Annotated in this window: 15 protein-coding genes and 2 pseudogenes; 2 read left to right on the forward strand and 15 right to left on the reverse strand. The window is 72.6% G+C overall.

Annotated features, from left to right (window positions below; genetic code table 11):
- Positions 1–215 precede the first annotated feature (215 nt).
- The 6 genes from QFZ71_RS10320 to QFZ71_RS10345 form a co-directional block, all read right to left on the reverse strand.
- Entirely contained in the window at positions 216–1,919 is a 1,704-nt protein-coding gene (locus QFZ71_RS10320; RefSeq protein ID WP_307667960.1) for a beta-N-acetylhexosaminidase, read from the reverse strand.
- Between the two features lie 4 nt (positions 1,920–1,923).
- Complete coding sequence (locus tag QFZ71_RS10325) at positions 1,924–2,811, reverse strand: carbohydrate ABC transporter permease (protein ID WP_307671399.1); 888 nt, start codon at positions 2,809–2,811, stop codon at positions 1,924–1,926.
- Positions 2,812–2,831: 20 nt separating this feature from the next.
- Positions 2,832–3,818 (reverse strand): carbohydrate ABC transporter permease, encoded by a 987-nt coding sequence (locus tag QFZ71_RS10330; protein ID WP_307667961.1) that lies wholly within the window; start codon positions 3,816–3,818, stop codon positions 2,832–2,834.
- 2 nt (positions 3,819–3,820) lie between these two features.
- Positions 3,821–5,125: an extracellular solute-binding protein gene (locus QFZ71_RS10335; RefSeq protein WP_307667962.1), complete on the reverse strand. Its 1,305-nt coding sequence runs from the start codon at positions 5,123–5,125 to the stop codon at positions 3,821–3,823.
- A 239-nt stretch (positions 5,126–5,364) separates the two neighbouring features.
- Entirely contained in the window at positions 5,365–5,658 is a 294-nt protein-coding gene (locus QFZ71_RS10340; protein WP_003968816.1) for a DUF3039 domain-containing protein, read from the reverse strand.
- Between the two features lie 76 nt (positions 5,659–5,734).
- The gene (locus QFZ71_RS10345) at positions 5,735–6,295 is read right to left on the reverse strand and encodes a YqgE/AlgH family protein (protein WP_307667963.1); all 561 of its coding nucleotides are present in this window, start codon (positions 6,293–6,295) and stop codon (positions 5,735–5,737) included.
- A 287-nt stretch (positions 6,296–6,582) separates the two neighbouring features.
- Between QFZ71_RS10345 and murA the strand changes: the two genes are divergently transcribed.
- Complete coding sequence (gene murA / locus QFZ71_RS10350) at positions 6,583–7,923, forward strand: UDP-N-acetylglucosamine 1-carboxyvinyltransferase (RefSeq protein ID WP_307667964.1); 1,341 nt, start codon at positions 6,583–6,585, stop codon at positions 7,921–7,923.
- A 419-nt stretch (positions 7,924–8,342) separates the two neighbouring features.
- Here the strand turns inward: murA and QFZ71_RS10355 are convergent, their stop codons facing one another.
- The 6 genes and pseudogenes from QFZ71_RS10355 to QFZ71_RS10380 form a co-directional block, all read right to left on the reverse strand.
- The gene (locus tag QFZ71_RS10355) at positions 8,343–8,624 is read right to left on the reverse strand and encodes an HU family DNA-binding protein (RefSeq protein ID WP_017237029.1); all 282 of its coding nucleotides are present in this window, start codon (positions 8,622–8,624) and stop codon (positions 8,343–8,345) included.
- A gap of 376 nt (positions 8,625–9,000) precedes the next feature.
- Complete coding sequence (locus QFZ71_RS10360; protein ID WP_307667965.1) at positions 9,001–10,437, reverse strand: NAD-dependent malic enzyme; 1,437 nt, start codon at positions 10,435–10,437, stop codon at positions 9,001–9,003.
- Between the two features lie 496 nt (positions 10,438–10,933).
- Positions 10,934–13,321: a UvrD-helicase domain-containing protein gene (locus tag QFZ71_RS10365; protein ID WP_307667966.1), complete on the reverse strand. Its 2,388-nt coding sequence runs from the start codon at positions 13,319–13,321 to the stop codon at positions 10,934–10,936.
- A 124-nt stretch (positions 13,322–13,445) separates the two neighbouring features.
- Positions 13,446–14,426, reverse strand: coding sequence for an anti-sigma factor (locus tag QFZ71_RS10370; protein ID WP_307671400.1), 981 nt, complete (start codon positions 14,424–14,426; stop codon positions 13,446–13,448).
- 9 nt (positions 14,427–14,435) lie between these two features.
- A pseudogene (locus tag QFZ71_RS10375) lies at positions 14,436–15,011 on the reverse strand (sigma-70 family RNA polymerase sigma factor); the annotation flags it as partial.
- Positions 15,012–15,223: 212 nt separating this feature from the next.
- Positions 15,224–15,835: pseudogene (locus QFZ71_RS10380) on the reverse strand (ABATE domain-containing protein); the annotation flags it as partial.
- Positions 15,836–15,954: 119 nt separating this feature from the next.
- Between QFZ71_RS10380 and QFZ71_RS10385 the strand changes: the two are divergent.
- The gene (locus tag QFZ71_RS10385) at positions 15,955–16,650 is read left to right on the forward strand and encodes a GNAT family N-acetyltransferase (RefSeq protein WP_307667967.1); all 696 of its coding nucleotides are present in this window, start codon (positions 15,955–15,957) and stop codon (positions 16,648–16,650) included.
- On the opposite strand, the gene QFZ71_RS10390 is transcribed toward QFZ71_RS10385, so the two are convergent.
- The 3 genes from QFZ71_RS10390 to QFZ71_RS10400 form a co-directional block, all read right to left on the reverse strand.
- Entirely contained in the window at positions 16,583–17,146 is a 564-nt protein-coding gene (locus QFZ71_RS10390; protein WP_307667968.1) for a GNAT family N-acetyltransferase, read from the reverse strand. The two genes, QFZ71_RS10385 and QFZ71_RS10390, sit on opposite strands and share 68 nt — an antisense overlap.
- Positions 17,147–17,281: 135 nt before the next feature.
- A complete protein-coding gene (locus QFZ71_RS10395; RefSeq protein WP_307667969.1) occupies positions 17,282–18,424 on the reverse strand; it encodes a uroporphyrinogen-III synthase in 1,143 nt (380 codons plus the stop codon).
- A gap of 255 nt (positions 18,425–18,679) precedes the next feature.
- Positions 18,680–20,011, reverse strand: a complete 1,332-nt coding sequence (locus QFZ71_RS10400; RefSeq protein ID WP_307667970.1) for a NarK/NasA family nitrate transporter — start codon at positions 20,009–20,011, stop codon at positions 18,680–18,682.
- Positions 20,012–20,108 lie beyond the last annotated feature (97 nt).

Consider the following 20,108-nt stretch of genomic DNA (forward strand, 5'->3'; position numbering starts at 1 on the left):
TTCCGTCCCTGACCTGCGGGATGCTCCGGTTTGCCAGGTCTTCTGCGCCGAGGGTGAATTGCCACTCTTCAGCGAGGGTTGTACGACTTATGCGTTTCGCGTCCCCCTCGCGGCAGGGGCGGTCCGCGAGCGGCGCCGGTGGTGGTGCCGGTCCCGAACGCGCGTCGGCCGCAGCCGCCCCGGAGGACGGCTGCGGCCGACGGGCCGGTGCGGGGTCAGACCACCGGCGGGGCTCCCTCGATCGGGCGGCCCAGTACGCCGGGGCGCCGCTGCCGGGGCAGCGGACCGCCCGGGCGGCGGTAGTCGACGCCGAGGGCGTCGAGCCGGGCGTAGTGGGCGGTCATCCGGGCGTCGAACGCGGCGAAGTCCCGTTCGGCCGGGGCGGGGAGGGCGGACCAGACGACCTCGGCGAACGCGGCGAGGCGCGGGAAGACCTGGTAGTCGACGCGGTCCCGGTTCTGCATGACCTCGGTCCACACGTTGGCCTGGGCGCCCAGGATGTGACGGGCCGCCTCCTCGCTCAGGCCCGGCGGGACGGGCTCGAAGCGGTAGACGTCCTCCAGGGTCCGTACGTATCCGATGGGCATCGGTTCGTCGGGGCCGCCGTCCTGACGGTGGTCCAGGTACACCTGCTGCTCGGGGCACATGACCACGTCGTGCCCGGCCTCGGCGGCCGCGATGCCGCCGGCGTAGCCGCGCCAGGAGGAGACGGCCGCCCCTTCGGCGAGGCCGCCCTCCAGGATCTCGTCCCAGCCGATGAGGCGGCGGCCGCGGGCGGTGAGCCAGGAGTCGAAGTGGCGGATGAACCAGGACTGGAGGCCGTCCTCGTCCTTCACACCGAGTTCGGCGATCCTGGCCCGGGCCGCCGGGGACGCCTTCCACTGGTCCTTGGGGCACTCGTCGCCGCCGATGTGGACGAACGGCGAGGTCTCGGCCGGGAAGAGTTCGAGCACCTCCTCCAGGACGCCCTCGAAGAAGCGCAGGGTGATGTCGGTGGGGGCGAGGACGTTCGGGTTGACCCCCCAGGTGTCCCAGACGGAGAGGGCGGTGGTGTCGACGACGTCGGTGTTGCCCAGTTCGGGGTAGGCGCTGATCGCGGCCTGCGAGTGGCCCGGTATGTCGATCTCGGGGACGACCCGGATGTGCCGCTCGGCGGCGTAGGCGACGATCTCGCGGATGTCGTCCCGGGTGTAGAAACCGCCGTGGGGGGTCTCGTCCCACAGGTCGGAGGCCCGGTGGCCGTACTTGGTGCGCGAGCGCCAGGAGCCGACCTCGGTCAGGCGCGGGTAGCGCTCGATCTCGATGCGCCAGCCCTGGTCGTCGGTGAGGTGGAAGTGGAAGACGTTCAGCTTGTGGGCGGCCAGCAGGTCCAGGTAGCGCAGGACGTCGTCCTTGGGCAGGAAGTGCCGGGACACGTCGAGCATCATGCCGCGCCAGCCGAAGCGGGGTTCGTCCTCGACGAGGACCGGCGGGACCTCCCGGGTGCCGCCCGGCGTGAGGGGCGCGCGCCGGAAGACGTCGGGGCCCAGGAGCTGACGGAGGGTCTGCGCGCCGTGGAAGACGCCGGCCGCGGTGCCGCCCGTGATGCGTACGGCGTTCGCCTCGACGGCCAGGCGGTAGCCCTCGGGGGCGAGCGAGGCGTCGAGGGCCAGCACGATGCCCCGCCCGGTGGAGCCGGTGCCCGAGCCGTCGCCCGCGCCCGTGCCGTCGCCCTCGGGGAAGGGCAGGCCGGTGGCCGGGCCGAGGGTGGCGCGCAGCCAGCGGGCGACGCCCTCGGTGCCGGGCCCGGCGGTCAGCGGAGTGGTGCAGTCGAGCGGGTACGGTCCGGCGGCGGCCGCGGTCAGGGTGCGCGGGGCCGGGACGAGGCCGAGGGCCGCGGTGTCCACGGCGCCCGTGACCAGGGGGTTCTCGGGTGTCATGACGTCAGTCCTTAACCGCGCCACCCAGTCCGGAGACGAGGCGTCGCTGTACGAGTACGAAGAAGACCAGTACGGGGATGGTCATCACCGTCGAGCCTGCCATGATCCCTCCCCAGTCGTTCTCGTCCGGTTTGAAGAAGACCAGCAGCGCCATCGGCAGCGTCGACTGGGAGGTGTCGCTGATGATGAAGGACTTCGCGAACAGGAAGTCGTTCCAGGTGGTGATGAAGGAGAAGACGCTGGTCGCCACGAGGCCCGGGAAGACCAGCGGGAAGAGGATCTGCCACAGGAACCGGGTGCGGCTCGCCCCGTCGATGTAGGCGGCCTCCTCCAGTGCCTCGGGGACGGCCTTGACGAAGCCGCGCAGCATCCAGATGGCGAACGGCAGCGAGAAGGCCAGGTGCGGCAGGATCAGCGAGCCGAGGGTGTTGAGCTGGCCGAAGTCCCGCATGAGGAAGAACAGCGGGATGGTCAGCGCCTCGACCGGCACCATCTGCGCGACCAGGAACATGATCAGCAGCGTGGTGCGGAACCTGAAGCGGAACCGGGTCACGGCGGTGGCGGCCAGGAAGGCGACCAGCGCGGAGAGGATGACGACGGTGCCCGCCACCAACAGGCTGTTGAGGAAGTAGCGCCCGAAGTCCTGCTGTTCGAAGACCCGGCGGAACGAGTCGAGCGAGGGGGCGAGCGTCCAGGGGCGGGCGTCGGTGGACTGGATCTCCCCGGCCGGTTTGAACGCGGAGAGCACCATCCAGTACAGCGGGAAGGCGACCGCGACGGCGATCAGGAGGGCGGCGGCCTCGGCGGCCAGCCTGCCGGGGCGCTTGACGCGCAGGAGCCCGGCGATGCCGCCGCTCCCCCGCGTACCGCCGCGTACGGTCCGCTCGGGCACGGCGCTGTCGGTCGTCGCGCTCACAGTTCCTCCCCCTGGCGCCGCACCAGGCGCAGATAGACCAGCGTGACGGCCAGCAGGATCACCAGCATCACGACACCGATGGCCGATCCGAGGCTGTACTGCGAGGACGCGAACGCCTTCTGGTACGCGTACACGTTGAGCACCAGGTTCTGGCCGGCGATGCCGCCGCCGCTGGTCATGACGTAGATCTGGGTGAAGACCTTGAAGTCCCAGATGATCGACTGGATGGTGACGACGATGAGGATGGGCTTGAGCATCGGCGCCATGATGGTGCGCCAGATCCGCCACTGGGACGCGCCGTCCAGCGAGGCGGCCTCCAGCACCTCGGTGGGGATGGCCCGGATGCCCGCGTACACGGTGACCATCACGAACGGGAACGAGCACCACAGGACTTCCATCAGCACGAGCGCGAAGGCGCTGTAGCGGCCGTACGTCCAGGAGAAGTCGCCCAGCCCCAGCACCTTGTTGACCGGTCCGAAGTCGGGGTCGAAGAGGAAGACCCAGACGGTGGAGCCGGTGATCGCGGGGGTGGCCCACGCGCCGAGCGCGGCCATCATCAGCGCGAGCCGGGGCAGGGCGCGGATGCGGGTGAGCAGCACGGCGAGCGCGCAGCCGACGAACAGCGTGGAGACCACACAGGCCGCCGCGAAGACCACGGTGGCGAGGAGGACCTGCCAGAACTGGCTGTCCTCGAAGAGGGTGGCGTAGTTGCCGAACCCCTGGAAGGTGGTCGGTTCGCCGCCGCTGACCTGGGCCTGGGTGTACTCCAGGAACGAGATCAGGCCGAGTTGGTAGATCGGGTAGACCAGCAGCCCGGCGAGCAGGACGAGGGCGGGCAGCAGGTAGAGCCAGGGGGTCCAGCCGGAGTGCCCCTTGGGCGAGACGGACCGGCCGCGCCGGGGCGGGCGCGCGGCCGGGGAGCCGCTGCCCGCCCCGGCCGCGCCCGCGGGCGGGGCCTTGAGCGGAGAGGTGTGCGTGGTCATCGTCAGCCGGCTTCGGTGAAGGCCGCGTCCATCTTCTTCGCCGCGTCGTCCGAGGCCGTCGCCACGTCCTTACGGCCGGAGACGATCTCCTGGAACATCGTCGGCAGGATCAGCGAGGCGTCGATCTGGCCCCAGGCCGGGGAGGCGGGGACGAACTTGGCGCCCGCGCCCAGGGTCCGGACGAACGGGGCGACGAACGGCTCCTTCTTCGCGGCGTTGTCCAGGACGTCGGTGTAGGTGGGCAGGAAGCCCATCGCGTCGAACATCGCGGCCTGGGTCTTCTTGCCGGACAGCGACTTCATCAGGTCGACGGCGAGGGTGCGGTGGGAACTGCTCTTGAGGACGCCGAGGTTGTTGCCGCCCGCGAAGGCCGGGGCGATGGAGCCCTCGGCGACGCCGGGCAGCGGGACGACGGCGTACTTGCCCTTGACCGCGCCGGCCTCGACGGCCGCGTGGCTGAAGTCGCCGCCGATGGCCATGGCGGCCTTGCCGGAGGCGAAGGCGGTCACGGTGGCGTTGCCGCCCATGGAGGCGCACTTGGCGGCCGGGCAGTTGTCGTCGCCGAAGAGGGAGGTGTACGCCTCGATGCCCTTGCGGGACTTCTCGCTGTTGATGCCGGACGTGTACGTGCCGCCGGTCTCGCCCGCGAGTTCGCCGCCGTTGGCCCAGATGAAGGGCATCGCGCCGTAGGTGTACGCGCCGCCCACCGCGAGGCCGTAGAGGTCGGGCTTGGCCTTGCGGATCTTCTTGGCGGTGGAGATCAGCTCGGCCTGGGACTTGGGGGCGTCGATGCCGAGGTCCTTGAAGACGTCGGTGCGGTAGTAGAGGGCCCGGACGCCGACGAAGAAGGGCGCGCCGTAGACCTTGTCCCCGACGGTGACGGACTGCTTGGCGATCGGGTCGGTGTCCTTGGCCTCGTCCCAGGCGCCGAACTCCTCGGTGATGTCCGCGAGTCCGCCGTCCTTGACGTATCCGGCGGTGTCGCTGTTGCCGTACTCGATGAGGTCGGGGGCGCTCTCGGGGTCGTTGAACGCGGCCTTCATGCGCTGCGCGCGGGTGTCGACGGGTATGTACTCGATCTCGACCTTCGCACCCTTGTGGGCCTTCTCGAAGTCGGCGACGGCCGCGTCGACGACCTTCTCCTTGGGCTTGTTGCCGACCTCCTGGAAGAGCCAGACACGGAGGGTGCCGCTCTTGTCGTCACCCTTCGCACTCGTGTCGGAGGTCTGCGGCGCGCAGGCGGTGGCGGTGAGGCCGGCCAGCACAAGCGCCGCAGCCGGGGTGGCAATTCGGGCAGAAAGCTTCATCCGGAACCCCTACCGGTCATGTGTTGCATCATGTGCAACGTGCGTTTCGTTCTGCACAACTGGCAGGAGAGTAGATCCGTCTCCGGGGCGACGACAAGTGGTCTCGACCACTCTGTGACCAGCGGATGCAGCCCGTGCAACGCCACCATCCGGTCACCGTCCGTGAGCGGGCATGCGAAAGGCCCCCGCGCGCACGTGTCGTACGCTCCGGGGGCCTTCGGGGGAGGAAGGAGCCGGTCCTACTTCTTGTCCTTGCCGCCCTTGCCCTTGTCCTTGTCGCCGCCGGCGCCCATGGACTCGTAGATCTCCTTGCACATGGGGCAGACCGGGTACTTCTTGGGGTCGCGCCCCGGTACCCAGACCTTGCCGCACAGCGCGACCACGGGAGTGCCCTCCAGGGCGCTCGCCATGATCTTGTCCTTCTGGACGTAGTGGGCGTAGCGCTCGTGGTCGCCGTCGCCCCTCGACACCTGCGGCGTCGGCTCGACGAGGGTCCCCGTACCTGCCCCGCGATCGGGCTCAAGAGTGCTCATAACCGCCAAGGGTACTGAAAGAGACGGCCCGAGGTTGAGCGAAGGGTCACCCCCGGTCGAACGGAAGGGCGTCCGGTCAGTTGAGCGAGGGATCGTCCGCATACGTGGCGATCATCGCGAGCTCGCTGCGCTGGCGGCGGAGCACCGCGCGCCAGAGCCGCTCGGGGTGCGGCGCGGAGACGTCGCCGGGCTCCGACTCGACCACGTACCACGCGCCTTCGTTCAGCTCGCCCTCCAGCTGGCCCGGCCCCCAGCCCGCGTACCCGGCGAAGATCCGCAGCGAGCCGAGGGCGGGCCCCAGCAGCTCCGGCGGGGTCTCCAGATCGACCAGGCCGATCGCCCCGTGCACCCGCCGCCAGCCGAGCGGGCCCTCGTCGCCGGGGATCACCGCCACGCCCAGCGCCGAGTCGAGCGAGACCGGCCCGCCCTGGAAGACGACGTCCGGCTCCCCGGTCAGGGCGGCCCAGGGCGCGAGGATGTCGCCGACGCCCACCGGGGTGGGGCGGTTGAGGACCACACCGAGGGAGCCCTCCTCGTCGTGGTCGAGGAGCAGCACCACCGCGCGGTCGAAATTCGGGTCCGTGAGGGCGGGTGCGGCCACGAGCAGCCGCCCTGTGAGCGAGGACACCTCGGTCATGGCTCGAATGATCCCGCATCTTCACCCGTCGCGGGAGCCGAGTGAGCGTGATGCCGCCCTCGGAAGAGCCAGCGCAGCTCAGGGCGCACGGGGGCATGGGGAGCGCACCGGGCGTCACGACGGGGGCGGCCATCCGGACGGTGACCCTCCGCAAGATCGGATACGCGGAGGGTGTCGCGGCGCTTCCACGATGTCCGCACACCCCCCTTCGCCTACCGGAACGGGGGTAGGAGGCCATTACCCTTTTCGTTGGCCCCCCTGCCCGACCACTCCGGAACGCGAGATACATGACCGGCACAGACGATGTCCTGCTTGTCCACGGCGGCACCCCGCTGGAGGGCGAGATCCGCGTCCGAGGCGCCAAGAACCTGGTGCCGAAGGCCATGGTCGCCGCGCTGCTCGGCAGCGGGCCCAGCCACCTCCGCAACGTTCCCGACATCCGTGACGTACGGGTGGTCCGGGGGCTTCTCCAGCTGCACGGCGTCACGGTCCGCCCCGGCGACGAGCCCGGCGAACTGATCCTCGACCCCTCGCACGTGGAGTCGGCCAACGTCGCCGACATCGACGCCCACGCGGGGTCGTCGCGCATCCCGATCCTCTTCTGCGGCCCGCTGCTGCACCGCCTCGGCCACGCCTTCATCCCCGGCCTGGGCGGCTGCGACATCGGCGGCCGCCCGATCGACTTCCACTTCGAGGTGCTGCGCCAGTTCGGCGCGACCATCGAGAAGCGGGCGGACGGCCAGTACCTGGAGGCCCCGCAGCGGCTGCGCGGCACCAAGATCCGGCTGCCGTACCCCTCGGTGGGCTCCACCGAGCAGGTGCTGCTCACCGCCGTCCTCGCGGAGGGCGTCACCGAGCTGTCCAACGCGGCCGTCGAGCCGGAGATCGAGGACCTCATCTGCGTACTGCAGAAGATGGGCGCGATCATCTCCATGGACACCGACCGGACCATCCGGATCACCGGTGTCGACCGGCTCGACGGGTACACCCACCGGGCGATCCCGGACCGTCTGGAGGCGGCCTCCTGGGCGTCGGCGGCGCTGGCGACCGAGGGCAACATCTACGTGCGCGGCGCCCAGCAGCGCTCGATGATGACCTTCCTGAACACCTACCGCCGGGTCGGCGGGGCCTTCGAGATCGACGACGAGGGCATCCGCTTCTGGCACCCGGGCGGCGCGCTCAACGCCATCGCGCTGGAGACGGACGTGCACCCCGGCTTCCAGACCGACTGGCAGCAGCCGCTGGTCGTGGCGCTGACGCAGGCGGCGGGGCTGTCCATCGTCCACGAGACGGTGTACGAGTCGCGGCTCGGCTTCACCTCCGCGCTCAACCAGATGGGCGCGCACATCCAGCTCTACCGCGAGTGCCTGGGCGGCTCGGACTGCCGCTTCGGCCAGCGCAACTTCCTGCACTCGGCGGTCGTCTCGGGCCCGACCAAGCTGCAGGGCGCGGACCTGGTCATCCCGGACCTCCGGGGCGGCTTCTCGTACCTGATCGCGGCGCTGGCGGCGCAGGGCACCTCACGGGTGCACGGCATCGACCTGATCAACCGTGGTTACGAGAACTTCATGGAGAAGCTGGAGAAGCTCGGCGCGAAGGTCGAGCTGCCGGGCGGTTCACTCGTCTGAACCACCCTCACGCCCGTCGGGCGCACAGTGCTGCCGCACACAGCGCTGCGCACCGCGGTCCCCCGTGAGCAGTCCGCCGCCCCGGTTCCGGTCTCGGAGCCGGGGCGGCGGGCTGTCGGGCGTCGGAGGGGCCCTGCGAGGCCGTACGGGCGCGGCGGGGACGGACCGGGCGAGGCAGGACACGCCGGACCCCCGGCAGCCCCGCACGGGCGGCGCGGGGCCGTGGGCGTCCCGGGCAGGGGCGGCGAGGGCGTGCGGGGGCATCCGGGGCCTCCGGGCGCGTGCGGGGCGCGTGTACGGGGCGGACGCGTACGAGGGCGCATGTGCCCCTGGCATGCGCGAGGGCGGCCACTCCTGGTCAGGAGTGGCCGCCCTCGCCGTGCCAGGGGCGGTGCGCCCGTGGCCTTCGTGCCGTGGGGTTACTTGCCCTTGGCGGCTTCCTTGAGCTTCGAGCCCGCGGAGACCTTCACGCTGTAGCCGGCGGGGATGTTGATCGGGTCGCCGGTCTGCGGGTTCCGAGCGGTGCGAGCGGCACGGTGGGTGCGCTCGAAGGTCAGGAAGCCGGGGATGGTGACCTTCTCGTCACCCTTGGCGACGACCTCACCGACGGTCTCGGCGAGCGCGGCCAGCACGGCGTCGGCGTCCTTGCGCGTCACCTCGGCGCGGTCGGCCAGGGCGGCCACCAGCTCACTGCGGTTCATGTTGTTACTCCCGTGTTCTTCTTGCCTGTGAGGCGTGAGATCGAAGCCGATGCTGCCAGGGCCCTCTGACAGTCCCCGGACCCGGGTCTGATGTCAGACCCTCTCGCCCGATTACGCATCCTGCCCCCACCAGCGGCGGGAAAGCCAATCCGGAACCCTTCGAGGTCGATGAAAAGCGCCACGGTTTGCTCGTGGTGACGCTCCGTCGACTTGGCCGAGCGGTCCGCAGCGGATGCCGGGCCCCGCAGGGCCCACTGCCCGCCCACCCTAAAGGGGCGTTTGGGGCGCCGCGACCCGCGACGCGCCGTGCGGCGCGGGCGGGTGCGGGCCGGGATGCCTCTCGCGTACCCCCCGAAAGAGGGCCCAAACGGCGGCGTCAGACCGCCGCCGGGGGGGCGGTCGCGGAGGCGCCGGCGGCCTTCGCGGCGGCCCGGACGGCGCCCGCGACGGCGCCGGCGACCTTGTCGTTGAAGACGGAGGGGATGATGTAGTTCGCGTTGACCTCGTCCTCGGCGACCACGTCGGCGAGGGCGCCGGCCGCGGCGAGCATCATCTCCGTGTTGACGGTGCGGGACTGGGCGTCCAGCAGACCGCGGAAGACACCCGGGAAGACCAGCACGTTGTTGATCTGGTTGGGGAAGTCGGAGCGGCCGGTGGCGACGACCGCCGCCGTGCGGCGGGCGACCGCGGGATCGACCTCGGGGTCCGGGTTCGCAAGCGCGAACACGATCGCTCCGTCCGCCATCGCGGCCACGTCGTCGCCGTTCAGGACGTTCGGGGCGGAGACGCCGATGAAGACGTCGGCGCCGACAACGGCCTGCTTGAGGGTGCCGGTGACGCCCTCGGGGTTGGTGTTGTCGGCGATCCAGCGCAGCGGCGAGTCCGGGTCGGCGGCGACCAGGTCCTCACGGTCGGCGTGCACGACTCCGTGGATGTCGGCGACGACCGCGTGCTTGACGCCCGCGGCGAGCAGCAGCTTCAGGATGGCCGTACCGGCCGCTCCCGCACCGGACATGACGACCCGTACGTCCCCGATGTCCTTGCCCACCACGCGCAGGGCGTTGGTGAGGGCGGCCAGCACCACGATCGCGGTGCCGTGCTGGTCGTCGTGGAAGACGGGGATGTCGAGGGCCTCCCGCAGCCGGGCCTCGATCTCGAAGCAGCGCGGCGCGGAGATGTCCTCCAGGTTGATGCCGGCGAAGCCGGGGGCGATGGCCTTGACGATCTCGACGATCGCGTCGGTGTCCTGGGTGTCCAGGCAGAGCGGCCAGGCGTCGATGCCGGCGAAGCGCTTGAAGAGGGCGGCCTTGCCCTCCATGACGGGCAGCGCGGCCTTCGGGCCGATGTTGCCGAGGCCGAGCACGGCGGAGCCGTCCGTCACAACTGCGACGGAGTTGCGCTTGATGGTGAGGCGGCGCGCGTCCTCGGGGTTCTCCGCGATGGCCATGCAGACCCGCGCGACGCCGGGGGTGTAGATCATCGAGAGGTCGTCGCGGTTGCGGATGGGGTGCTTGGACGCCATCTCGATCTTGCCGCCGAGGTGCATGAGGAACGTACGGTCGGAGACCTTCCCCAGCACCACACCGTCGATGTCACGCAGGCCTTCGACGATCTCGTCCGCGTGCGAGGTGGAGGAGGCGGCGATGGTGACGTCGATCCGCAGCTTCTCGTGGCCGGACGCGGTCACGTCGAGGCCGGTGACCGAGCCCCCGGACGACTCCACGGCCGTGGTGAGCTGGGAGACCGCGGTGCCGCTCGCGGGCACCTCCAGCCTGACCGTCATCGAGTACGAGACGCTGGGCGCCGTTGCCATGGCCGAGTCCTTCGCTTTTCCGAGCTTCATTGCCGCACATACGGAACCCACGCTCCGGATGTGCTTCCCGATCGTCGCACCTACCGGCCGGTAGCCGGTAATGACTGCCGCCTTTCGGAAAGCCGTTTCCACCATACGAGAACTCACCCGTTCGGCGGAACCCCCGAGGGGCCGCAGAGGCGGCCGGTGGGCCCGTGAAGCGGGTCGGGGAAGGCGGTGCGCCCCTGAAGGAGACCCGCGAGCCCCTGAACGAGAACAGACCCGCGCCACCAGCAGGTGACGCGGGTCTGTCTTCTTCGTCCAGGTGGCACCGGCCCGCCATGCTCGCCTCGCGGCAAGTGGTCGCTCGAAGCGACTAAGGTTGGGCCCGGGGGCTTGGATCGGGCCGGTGCCAGTACCACGGTAACAAAGACCCCGGAAAAGTGATTCCCGTGCGACGGGTTGACGTACGAAACCCGCCCGGACCCCCTGCCGACCGGGTCCCGCGCCTCGTCCGTCAGTCCCGCAGCAGGTCCGGGACCCCGTTCCCGTCCGGCAGGTCCCGCTCCCCCGAGACCACCGTGAGCTGCTGCGTCGCGCGGGTCAGCGCCACGTACAGCACCCGCAGGCCGGCCGGGGACTCGTCGGCGATCTCCGCGGGCGAGACGACCACCGTGGCGTCGTACTCCAGGCCCTTGGCCTCCAGGCTGCCCAGCGCCACGACCCGCTCCCCCAGCTCCGCGAGCCACGCGCGGGCCTCGGCGCGCCGGTCCATCGCGACGACCACGCCGACCGTGCCGTCCACCTCCGCGAGCAGCCGAGCGGCCTCCTCGCGGACCGTGGCGGCCAGGTCCCCGCCGCGTACCGGCTCGAAGCGCGGCACCACCCCGGTCGAGCGCACCGCCGCCGGGGACTCCATGCCCGGCATCGCCAGCGCCAGCACCTTCGCGGCCAGCTCCGCGATCTCCGCCGGGTTGCGGTAGTTGACGGTCAGTGTGAAGCGGCGGCGCGGCCGGGAGCCGAGCGCCTCGTCTCGGGCGGCGGCGGCCTCGTCCGGGTCGGACCAGGACGACTGGGCCGGGTCGCCGACGACCGTCCAGGTGGCGTGCCTGCCCCGGCGGCCGACCATGCGCCACTGCATCGGCGTGAGGTCCTGCGCCTCGTCGACGATGACGTGGGCGTACTCGGTGCGCTCCGCCGCCAGCCGCTCGGCCCGCTCCCACTGGGTCTCCTCGCGCTGCGGCATCAGCTCCTCCAGACCGGTGAGCTGGTCCAGCGGATCGGCCTCGCGCTTGCGCCGGGGCCGGGCCGGGGTGCCGAGCAGCGCCTGGAGCTCGTCCAGGAGCGCCACGTCGTGCACGGAGAGCGGGCCCTCGCCCGCCGCGTCGAGCCGCCTCAGCGACCGGGCCAGGCGGCGCGCCTCACCCTGGTTGAGGACGCGCCGGGACCAGCGGGCCAGCCGCCGCTCGTCGGCCATCGCCGCCAGCACCCGGCGCGGCGTCAGTTCGGGCCACCAGGCGTCCAGGAACTCCAGGAACGGGGTCTCGGTGGAGACGTCCTCGTCGAACGACGAGCGCAGCTCGGCGGCGAGTTCGGGATCGGTGTAGCGGCCGCGCCCGGACGACTTGTTCCACAGGGCGTCCAGCAGCAGTTTGCGGGCGCGCGGGCGCAGCAGGTTGACCGGGGCGGTGCCGCCCAGCACGTTGTTGCGGATGCGCCGCAGCTCGTCGGCCTCCAGCTCGATCCGGCCCCCGAAGGCGACCACGCGCAGCCGGTTCGGGGTCGCGGCCGCGGTGGCCGGACCGTCCTCGGGCTCCTCGCCGAACGAGAGCTGCCCCGTCTCCCGGCGGGGCGCGGCGGGCCGGCCCTGTTCGAGCGCTCCTCGGGCCGCCTTGCGCAGCACGGGGAGCATCCGGGAGGAGCCCTTGATCCGGGCGACGGCCGGTTCGTCGTAGGCGGTGGCGCCTTCGAGGCCCGCCGCGTCGTCGGAGAGCGAGCCGATCGCACGGATGGCGACCTGGCCCTCCTCGCCGAGCGAGGGCAGCACTCCTTCGGTGTACGCGACCAGGAGCGGGGTCGGCGAGACGATCAGGATGCCGCCCGCGTACCGCCGCCGGTCCTGGTAGAGCAGGTACGCGGCCCGGTGCAGCGCGACCGCGGTCTTGCCGGTGCCGGGGCCGCCGGTGACCTCGGTGACGGAGGCGGCGGGGGCCCGGATGACCAGGTCCTGTTCGGCCTGGATGGAGGAGACGATGTCCCGCATGGTGTGGCTGCGGGCCTGGCCGAGGGCCGCCATCAGCGCGCCGTCCCCGATGACGGGCAGCTTCTCGCCCCCCAGGAACGCCGTCAGTTCCGGGCGCATCAGGTCGTCCTCGACCCCGAGGACCTGGCGGCCCTTGGAGCGGATGACCCGGCGGCGCACGACCCGGCCCGGATCCTTCGGGGTGGAGCGGTAGAACGGTGCGGCGGCCGGGGCGCGCCAGTCGATCACCAGCGGCGCGTAGTCGGAGTCCAGGACCCCGATCCGGCCGATGTGGAGCGTCTCGGCGATGTCGGCGGTGGCGTCGTCGCGCACGGCGTCGTCGGCCGGCTCGACGGAGGTGTACGCGCCGTCCGGACCGCGCTCCCCGTCCTTGCCGAGCAGCAGGTCGATCCGCCCGAACAGGAAGTCCTCGAACTCGCTGTTCAGCCGGTTGAGGTGGATCCCCGCGCGGAACACCTGGGCGTCCCGCTCCGCGAGCGCGCCGGGGGTACCGACCTGGCCGCGCTTGACGGCGTCCTCCATGAGGAATTCCGCCTCGTCGATCTTCTCTTCGAGGCGGTGGTAAACACGGTCGAGATGTTCCTGTTCGACACCGATCTCCCGGTCCCGCAGCGATTCGACAGCGGCATCCTGCGCGGCCACCGGGGCCCCCTTCTCAACGGCACTGGGCAGCCGTCAACCCTATGCGAAAGGGGGCCCCGGCGCACCTGCCCGGACGGAGGGCGCCCCGCGCGTCGCGCGGGCCGGCGACCGGCCCGCGTCCCGCTCAGGCCCCGATCTCCACCAGCCGCTCCCCGTCGAAGGTCCGCACCTCGAAGCGGGCGATGTCCTCGCGGTCCATCGCCGCCCCGCCGTGGACGTACAGCGGGGCCTTCGCAGCGGGGTCGGCCGAGCCCTCGATGCCGTACCCCCACGGCGGCACGGACCAGGACGTGACGGTCTCCTCCTCACCGGTCCGGGAGACGGCCACCAGGGTGCACTTCCGCGGTCCCTCGACGTTCTTCAGCTCCAGGACCGTGCGGGTGCCCCACGCCTTCTCCTCCATGCCGACCGTCGCGCCGACGCCGGTGGCGGGGTCGGTCGCGGAGACCTTCTCCGTCATGTCCTGGAAGAAGGCGTTCTCGGCCGGGCCGCCGGGTCCCGGCCGCTCCCCGGCGGTCGCCGGGGCGCCGCCGCCGCGGTCGTCGCCCGAGCTGACGGCGAACGCGGCGACCGGGCCGCCGACGATCAGCGCCGCGGCGGCGGCGACCAGGTACCGGCTGCGGCGGGAGCGGCGGTGCGCGACCTCCTCCATCAGTCCGCCGAGCAGCCGGGGCGCGGGCTTTCCGGGCACGTGCGGTACGGGGCGGGCGCCGGGTACGGCGGCCGGGGCCTCGGAGAGCATCGCGAGCATCGGCTCCAGTCCGGCGAACTCGTCGAGGTGCGCCCCGCACCGCTCGCAGCCCGCGAGATGGGCCTCGAAGGCGCTCGCCTGCGCGTCGTCGAGGACGCCCAGGACGTACGCGGCGGCCGCGTCGTGTTCGGACCCCTCGGGCTCCGCGCCGCGTCCGGGACCGGGCGGGCGCAGGGGGTCCCAGGCGTACGGCCCCTGCGGGCCGGGCGAGTTGGCGGGGCCCGTGGTGGACGCGGGACTCCGCGGGCCGGGCGGGTGCGCGGGGCCCGTGGTGTACGGGGGACGTGAGGGACCGGACGGCGTGCGGTGGCCGGAGGGCCGGGGCCCGAACGGCTGCCACTGCTGGTCGCTCATGCCGTGATCCCCCCTCTCTTCGAGTGCGAGCTTCATCGAGCGGAGTGCGTAGAACACGCGGGACCGCACGGTCCCGCTGGGGACGCCGAGCACTTCGGCGGCCTCGTTGACCGTACGTCCCCGGAAGTAGGTCTCGACCAATGCTTCCCGGTGCGCGGGGGTCAAATCTTCGAGCGCGTCCGACAGCGTCATCAGCCACAGCGCCTTGTCGATCTCGTCCTCCGCGGGAATGACCTCCAGCGGTGACGCGTCGACCTCGCGCGGCCGGGCCTGCCGGCCGCGGTGGCCGTCGATGACGATGCGCCGGGCGGCCGACACCAGCCAGGGGCGGACGGAGCCGGTGGCCGTGCCCAGCCTGCCGGCGTTCTTCCAGGCCCGGATGAGCGTCTCCTGCACCACGTCCTCGGCCCGTTGGCGGTCGCCCGCGACGAGGCGGAGCACGTACGCCAGCAGCGGCCCGGCGCGTTCGCGGTACAGCGCCCGCACCAGTTCCTCGTCCGGTGTCCCGGCGGGGGGCGGGGGCGGCACACCACGATGGCGGGCCCTGTGCGGACGATCGTCGGCCACGGCCGCATCCTTGCGCACCCGTACCTCCCGGCCGAGACTCTGGATCGAGCTCCTCGGCCAGAGGTACGGGGGCGGCGGACGGATCATTCAGCGCCGGGCGGACTTTCTTTCCCCGGCCCGGCGGCACCGGGCGTGCCCGGACCGGCGCGGCCTCCCGCGCGGGGGGTTCCCGGACCGGTGCGGCCTCCCGCGCGGGGGGCTTCCGGAGCCCTGCCGTCCGCGCCCGCCGCTCCGGGGACCTCCCCGCCGGATGCTCCCCGGCTCCTGCGGCGGTGGCGGGCGACCCGCGCGCGGTTGCCGCAGACCTCGCCGGAGCACCAGCGCCGCCGCCCACCGCGCGAGGTGTCCAGATAGAGCCGGTGGCACGCCTCGCCCTGGCACCGGCGCAGGGCGGCCCGTGCGACGGGGTCGGTGAGCAGGTCCACCGCGTCGCGGGCGACGACGGCGAGGAGGCCCGCACAGTCGGGGGCGGCGCCCAGGGCCCGTACGAGAGCGCCGTCCGCGCCGCGTACCGCGCGCGGGCCCGGAGGGGCTCCGGAAGCGAGGGAGTTGAGCCGGTCCAGCGCTTCCCCGGCCTCGGCGCCATCGAGCTGAGCACCCATCAGGCAGCTGATCACCCGGCGAAGTTCGTGGAAGCGGGCCACCCACGCGGCGTCCACCACGGTCAGTGCGGTGCCGGGCGGGACGAGCCCGGCACCGGTCAGCCACTGAGCCAACCGGTCCGGCGCTTCGAGCTGTTCACCGGCTCCGGGCACTCCGCCCGTCCGTTCCGTGGCGACCAGATCGAGGCAGATCCGGCCCGTGTCGAAGCGCCACGTCCGCGCACCTCCGCCCGTAGCCATACTCCTGTCACCGCCTCGGTCGCCGGGGGAACGGCCACCCCCAGAGTGGACCCGCCGGGGCCGGGCGGGAACCCCCGCCGCCGTCCCGGTCCGGCGCCGGCCCCCGTACCGTGGCGGCCATGGATCACGAGGGGGAGGCGCCCGTGGGCGAGGTCGACGGAAGCACGGCGCTCCGCGGCGGCGGTCTGCTGCTGCGCCGGTGGCGCGCGGAGGATCTGCCCGCGCTGCTGCGGGCGCACGACGATCCGGCGATGCGGCGGTGGCTGGCCACCAGGGTCTCCGGACCGGACGGGGCGGCCGACTGGCTGGAGGCGCAGCGTACGGGGTGGGCGGCAGGCACGCGCTTCGGCTTCGCCGTGACGGAAGCCGGGCGCGCGGACAGGCCGGGCGGCGCTCCGGAGGATGGTGGGCCTGGCGCCGGTCCCGGTGGTGAACTGCTCGGCAACATCGTGCTGAAGCGGCCGGACCCGCTGAACGGCACTGCGGAGGTGGGCTATTGGACGACGGCCCCGGCACGCGGCCGGGGCGTGGCGTCACGGGCGCTGACGGTACTGACCGACTGGGCGTTCACCCGGTTCGCCGCATCGGGCCTGACGCGGCTGGAGTTGCTGCACCAGGTGGACAACGCGGCCTCGTGCCGGGTGGCGGAGAAGTGCGGGTACGCGCTGGCGCGGGTGATCCCGGCGCTGCCGCCCGACCATCCGCTGGAGGGCCACGTGCACGCGCGGCAGGCCCCCGGAGCGGCGCTCAGCCGATCGGCGGGTCGTCGTGCAGCAGCCGCTGGAACAGGTGGTGGTCGCGCCACCGGCCGTTGATGTGCAGATAGCCCGGCGCGGTGCCGGTCCGCTCGAACCCGGCCTTGGCGAGCACCCGTTGGGACGCGGCGTTGTCGGTGACCGTCGCCGCCTCGACGCGGTGCAGGCCCAGTCGGTCGCGGGCCGCGTCGCAGACCGCCCCGACGGCGGCGGTGGCCAGCCCGCGTCCGGCGTGGTCCGCGTCGACCCAGTAGCCGAGACGGCCGTTGCGGAAGGGGCCCCGCTCGACGGCGGAGAGCGTGAACGCACCGATCACCCGTTCCTCGGCGTCCGCGAGCACCCAGGGCACAGCCCGTCCGGCGTCCCGTTCGGCCAGCAGCGCGGTGAGCCGCGCGGCCTGGCCCTCGACGGAGTAGAAGGACGCGGGGCGCACCGGCTCCCAGCGGCGCATGGACGCGCGGTTGCGGGTGAGGGCCGCGGCGAAGGAGGGCGCGTCCGCGAGTTCGGCGGGCCGGAAGGTGACGTCGGGGGCGAGCAGGCGGCTGCGATCGTTCATCGGACCACGCTAACCGGGGCGGCCGGGGGCCCGGCCCGCCGGGACCCTCGGTACGGGCCCCGGACGTCACCGCCCGTACGCCCCGGACGTCACGACCCGTACGCCCCGGACGTCATCGTCCGCGCGCCCCGGACGTCACCGCCCGTACTTCGTGTCGGACGCCGGGTCCAGCGCCAGCCGGTAGCCGCGTTTGACGACCGTCTGGATCAGCCGGGGCACGCCCAGCGCCGCGCGGAGGCGGGCCATCGCCGTCTCCACCGCGTGCTCGTCGGTGCCGCTGCCGGGCAGGGCCCGCAGCAGGTCGGCGCGGGCCACCACCCAGCCGGGGCGGCGGGCCAGAGCGTGCAGGAGGGCCATGCCGGCCGGCGGCACCGCGCGCAGTTCGTCGTCGACGAGGACGGCGTGGCCCCGGATCTCGACCCGGTGGCCGCCGACCGGCAGGACCGGCGCCGTCGCCGGGAGCCGGGCGCAGAGCAGCTGGACGAGGGGGCCGAGCCGGAAGCGTTCCGGCTGGAGGGTCGGGATGCTCCGGGCCTGGAGCGGCAGAGCGGTGACCGGTCCGACGCAGGCGACCAGGACGTCGTCGCGCAGCGCCCCGAGCACTTCCGGGAGCAGGCCGCGTGCCTCGGCGCGGTCCAGGAAGGAGGCGGCGGCGGGGGCGCTGGTGAAGGTGATGGCGTCCAGGCCCCGCGCGGCCGTGACGTCGAGCATCCGGTCGAGCGGGGCGATGTCCTGCGGGGGCATCCAGCGGTAGACGGGGACGACGACGACCTCCGCGCCGGCGGCCGTCAGGGATTCCACGAATCCGGGGAGCGGTTCGCCGTGGAGCTGGAGGGCGATCCGGCGGCCGGCGACGCCTTCGGCGAGGAGGCGGTCGAGGACCTCGGCCATCGATTCGGAGGCGGGTGACCAGGTCTCGGACAGTCCGGCGGCTCGGATGGCGCCCTTGACCTTGGGGCCGCGGGCGAGGAGTTCGGCCGCGCGCAGCGTCTCCAGGAGGGCGTCGCCGATGCCCCAGCCGTCGGCGGCCTCGATCCAGCCGCGGAAGCCGATCGCGGTGGTGGCGAGGGCCACGTCCGGGGCGTTGTCGATCAACTCCTTGGTGGCGTCGAGGAGTTCGCTGTCGTCCGCGAGCGGCACGATCCGCAGCGCCGGGGCGTGCAGGACGGCGGCTCCGCGGCGGCGGAGCAGGGTGCCCAGCTCCTCGGCGCGGCGGGCCGCGGTCACCCCGACGGTGAAGCCCGCGAGGGGGCCGTGCGCTGTGTCGTCGTCCTGCATGGCGTGTTCCCGTTCCTGTGTTCCCGCCGGCTCGTCCGGTCCGCGGGGCCTGTCGTCACCTTCTCGCCGGGCGCCGGCAGGAAGGCGGTGACCGGCCCTGCGCGCCGGTACGGAGGCCCGAGCCTGCCAATCGCGCGTGACGGACTCGGTTCCCCCGTATTTCCCCGCCGTTACGTCGCCCGTCGCCGGGCCGTGTCCTCGCCGCACTCTCCCGTCGCCGGTCCGTGGCCTCCCGCACCCTCCGCCCGTGGAGCCCTACACCTCGGCGTAACCGAGGCGGCTCCGCGCGGGCACGAGGGCCGGGCGACGAAGGTATACCGCCCAGGTGAGGGCGGAGCACACCCCGTAGAAGGCGAGGAAGGACCAGAAGGCCGCGGTTCCGGTGCCGTACGCCTGGAAGGACTGGCGGAAGGCGAGGTTGATGGCCAGGCCGCCGAGCGCGCCGACCGCCCCGATCAGCCCCATCGCCGCACCGGAGAGCCGCCGTCCGTGGGCGGCGGCCGCCTCGGCGTCGAGGCCGCGGGCCAGTGCCTTGGTGTGGAAGATGCCGGGGATCATCTTGTACGTCGATCCGTTGCCGAGGCCCGTCAGGACGAACAGGGCGGTGAAGCCGGCGAGGAAGACGGGCAGCGAGGCGGTGCCGGAGGCGTGGATGACGACGCCGGTGGCGGCGGCCGTCGCGGCGAACGCGGCCAGGGTGATGCGCGCGCCGCCGTACCGGTCGGCGAGCCGGCCGCCCAGCGGCCGGATCAGGGAGCCCAGCAGCGGGCCGACGAAGGTGAGCGAGGCGGCCTGGAGCGGGGTGCGGCCGAACTGGGTCTGGAGGACCAGGCCGAAGGCGAAGCTGTAGCCGATGAACGAGCCGAACGTGCCGATGTAGAGGACGGCCATGATCCAGGTGTGCCGGTCGCGGACGGCCTCCAGCACCGCCCCGGTGTCGTTGGTCACGGGCCGGAGGTTGTCCATGTACAGGGCGGCGCAGACGGCGGCGACGACGATCAGCGGGAGGTAGACGCCGAGGACGATCCGGGGGTGCGAGGCGCCCAGGGTGCCGATGACGAGCAGGCCGACGAGTTGGACGACGGGGACGCCGATGTTGCCGCCGCCCGCGTTCAGACCGAGCGCCCAGCCCTTCTTCCGCAGCGGGAAGAAGGCGTTGATGTTGGTCATCGACGAGGCGAAGTTGCCGCCGCCGATCCCGGTGAGCGCGGCGACCGCGAGGAACGTGCCGTACGAGGTGCCGGGTTCCATCACCCGGAAGGCGGCCAGGGTCGGGACGAGCAGGGCCACCGCGCTGAACACGGTCCAGTTGCGGCCGCCGAACCGAGCGACGGCGAAGGTGTACGGCACCCGCACCAGCGCCCCGACGAGAGTGGCGGTGGAGATGAGGAAGAACTTCCCGGCCGGGTCGATACCGTACTCCGGTCCCATGAACAGGACCATCACCGACCACAGGGTCCAGACGGAGAATCCGATGTGCTCGGAGAGTACGGAGAACCACAGGTTGCGGCGGGCGACGCGTTCGCCCGTCTCCCGCCAGAACGCGGTGTCCTCCGGCTCCCAGGTCTCGATCCAACGGCCTGCCATCACGCGCCTCCACGGGGGTCGGGGTGTCGGTCCCGACGCTAGGGAGCGCGCGTTTCGGTGCGGTGGCGCGAGGTGACCGGTGCGCAACCTTGCTCTC

Origin of the sequence: Streptomyces sp. V2I9 (genome assembly GCF_030817475.1) — a bacterium.
Classification (GTDB): domain Bacteria; phylum Actinomycetota; class Actinomycetes; order Streptomycetales; family Streptomycetaceae; genus Streptomyces.